3 protein-coding genes are annotated in these 3,238 nt (G+C 35.1%); all 3 read right to left on the bottom strand.

Annotated elements, in window-relative coordinates; translation table 11 throughout:
• The coding region (locus tag VMW81_04755; protein ID HUU50246.1) for an anthranilate synthase component I at positions 1-386 on the bottom strand (386 nt) is incomplete at its 3' end.
• A gap of 89 nt (positions 387-475) precedes the next feature.
• On the bottom strand, positions 476-1,195 hold the full coding sequence (gene truA, locus VMW81_04750; protein ID HUU50245.1) for a tRNA pseudouridine(38-40) synthase TruA: 720 nt from the start codon (positions 1,193-1,195) through the stop codon (positions 476-478).
• A gap of 20 nt (positions 1,196-1,215) precedes the next feature.
• The coding region (gene uvrA, locus VMW81_04745) for an excinuclease ABC subunit UvrA (GenBank protein HUU50244.1) at positions 1,216-3,238 on the bottom strand (2,023 nt) is incomplete at its 5' end.

Raw genomic sequence — 3,238 nt, 5'->3', positions numbered from 1 at the left:
TATCCCACAGCACCACCATAGAATCGGGGCAGCTCTTTTGTCTCAACAGGAATATATCTAGAAATGAGCTCTTTTAAAAAGTCTAGAGGGTCTCTTTTTACTATCTTCTCTTCAATCATTCCATTCGTAATGATCTCAACTTTATTCCCCTTGCTTCTAAACATCTGTATAGGAGAAATTCCTAGAAATGAATACCTACCCCATTTTTCACCACCTTCCACACTCTCAAGCAGAAAGGAGTAATCGCCTTGATCCAGCTTAAGAAATGCTGAAACAGGGGTTTCTAAATCAGCAAGAACCTCGATATAAACTGGAATAAGGTTTCCCTTTTTTGTCTTTTTTAGAAACTCTTCTAATGAAGGAGTAAACAGTTTATTATTTTCCATGAATAGAAGTGTAAGTCCTTTTAAAATAAAATGTTTTAAAAAATAATCATTGATAGCATATATAGATATTTAGTGTCAAACGATAATTTTCAGTAACTAACAGATAACAAAAATAGGCCATGAGGAGGAGATGTTGGTCCAGCCTTTTTTCTGTCTTTTTTTTCAATTAAAAGTTTTATATCAATCGGTCTTATTTTTTTTCTACCAACTTCTATTAATGTTCCTATTATATTTCTTACCATGTATTGTAAGAAGGCATTTGCCTCAATAGTAATCTCTATTAAATTTTCTATTCTTTCAATATTTGACCCTAAAATAGTCCTTATTGGATTTCGAGCTCCACATGAAGATGCTCTAAAAGTTGAGAAGTCATGGGTACCCTCAATATAATCTGAAGCCTCTTTCATTAATTCTAAATCTAACCGGTAGGGAATATGCCATGAATATCTTTCGTAAAATGCATTTCTTATGGGAGAATTCAGTATCAAATACTTATAAGTCTTGCTTTTTGCTGAAAACCTGGCATGGAAATCTAATGGAACATCCATAACCTCCTTTACTGCAATATCTCTTGGCAATAATGAATTCATAGCTTTTAAAAACGAGAGATTATCCATAGAGCTTTTCGTATAAAAATTAATTACTTGTCCCAAGGCATGAACACCCGCATCGGTTCTGCCAGAAGAAATAGTTCTTATAGTCTCTTTTGTTATACTTTTTAACCTATCTTCTATAATTTCTTGTATTGTAGGTTCACGATCCTGAATCTGCCATCCATGATAATCGGTTCCATCATATTCTAATATCATTTTAATATTTCGCATTTTAGTTAATGAGAGTTTAAAATCTCTTGTAGAAAATGACCTGTGTAAGAGTCTTTAACTTCTGAAACCTCTTCAGGGGTCCCTCTTGCTACGATTTCCCCTCCCATCTCCCCTCCTTCAGGTCCAAGGTCTATTATATAATCGGCTGTCTTTATCACATCTAAATTGTGTTCAATAACCACAACTGTATTCCCAGCATCGACTAATCTATTCAAGACATTCAAAAGGTTCTGAATATCTGCAAAATGAAGTCCGGTTGTTGGCTCATCCAGTATATATAATGTCTGTCCAGTATCTCTCTTAGATAATTCTTTAGAAAGCTTAACTCTTTGAGCTTCGCCACCTGAAAGAGTCGTTGCCGATTGCCCTAATTTAATATAACCGAGGCCAACATCATAAATCGTCTTAAGTTTATTTTTTATTCGTGGGATATTCTCAAAAAATTCCATGGCCTGTTTTACAGTCATATCTAATACTTCTGCTATGTTTTTTCCTTTGTACATAATCTCCAATGTATCCCTGTTAAATCTCTTTCCTTTACACACTTCACATTTAATATAAATATCAGGTAAAAAATGCATCTCTATCTTTATAATTCCATCACCCTGACAAGCCTCACATCTACCCCCTTTTACATTGAAGCTAAATCTTCCAGGTCTATAACCTCTCTTTTTTGCCTCTGGTACCAGAGAAAAGATCTCCCTTATATATGTAAAGACCCCTGTATAGGTAGCAGGATTGGAACGAGGAGTTCTTCCAATAGGTGACTGATCAATATCAATAACCTTATCAATATATTCTATACCTTTAATCTTTTCAAAAACACCAGGTTTGTCCAGTAATCTATAGAATCTCTGGGCTAGTGCTTTATATAATATCTCTATGATTAAGGTGCTTTTTCCAGAACCAGAAACCCCTGTAATACAACTAAAGACTCCTAAGGGTATTCTGACGTCTATTTCCTTAAGGTTGTTTTCCTTTGCCTTATAAATTGTAATATATTTTCCTTTAGTTTTTCTTCTTCTTTTAGGAATGGGAATGATCAGATCATTTGATAAATATCTTCCAGTAAGAGAATCCTTACACTTTAATATATTCTTAGGACTACCAAAGGCAACAACTCTTCCTCCATGTACGCCAGCGCCTGGACCCAAATCAATAACGTGGTCAGCAGTTAAAATGGTATCTCTATCATGTTCAACAACAATGATCGTATTTCCCATATCTCTCAACTTTAACAATGTATTTAAAAGTCTTTTATTGTCCTTCTGATGCAGCCCTATACTTGGTTCATCTAATATATATAAAACCCCTACTAGGCCTGAACCTATCTGGGTGGCCAATCTAATCCTCCGGCCCTCTCCACCTGAAAGGGTTGTAGCAGATCGATCGATGGTTAAATAGTCTAATCCCACATTAATTAAAAAGGTCAATCTCTCTTTTATTTCCTTTAAGATTCTCCTGCTAATTAGAAATTCTTGCTTAGTCAGCTTGAGTTCTATAAAGAATTTTAGGGCCTCGGATATCGATAGTCTTGAGATATCCACAATACTCATTCCCTTTATTTTTACAGAGAGGCTTTCTTGTTTTAATCTTGCGCCATTGCAAATGTAACAGGGTCGTATACTCATATACCTTTCAATTTCTCCTCTGATATAATGCGATTCAGTATCTTTATACCTTTTTTCAAGATTGCCTATAACTCCGTCAAAGACCCTGTGGTAAAAAATTTTCTTATTGTCTCTCTCATAGTAGAACCTTACTTTTTCGTTTTTTGAGCCGTAAAGTAATACCTCCTGTATCTTTTTATCTAATTTCTCAAAGGGAGTCTCGAGCTTGAATTGATAATGGCTGGACAGAGCATCCAGCATTTGATAAAAATAGATTGTATTCTTCTTCTCCCATGGTTTTATAGCACCTGCTCTGATTGATTTTTTCTTATCTGGAACAATAAGGTCAGGATCAAGGTTTCTATTCATTCCTAATCCATCACAGCCTGGACAGGCCCCGTAGGGATTATTAAATGAA

This window comes from Nitrospinota bacterium, from assembly GCA_035528715.1.
Classification (GTDB): domain Bacteria; phylum JADFOP01; class JADFOP01; order DATKYB01; family DATKYB01; genus DATKYB01.
Note: the sequence above shows the minus strand (reverse complement) of the source record. Positions and strands in the feature narration are given on the sequence as shown.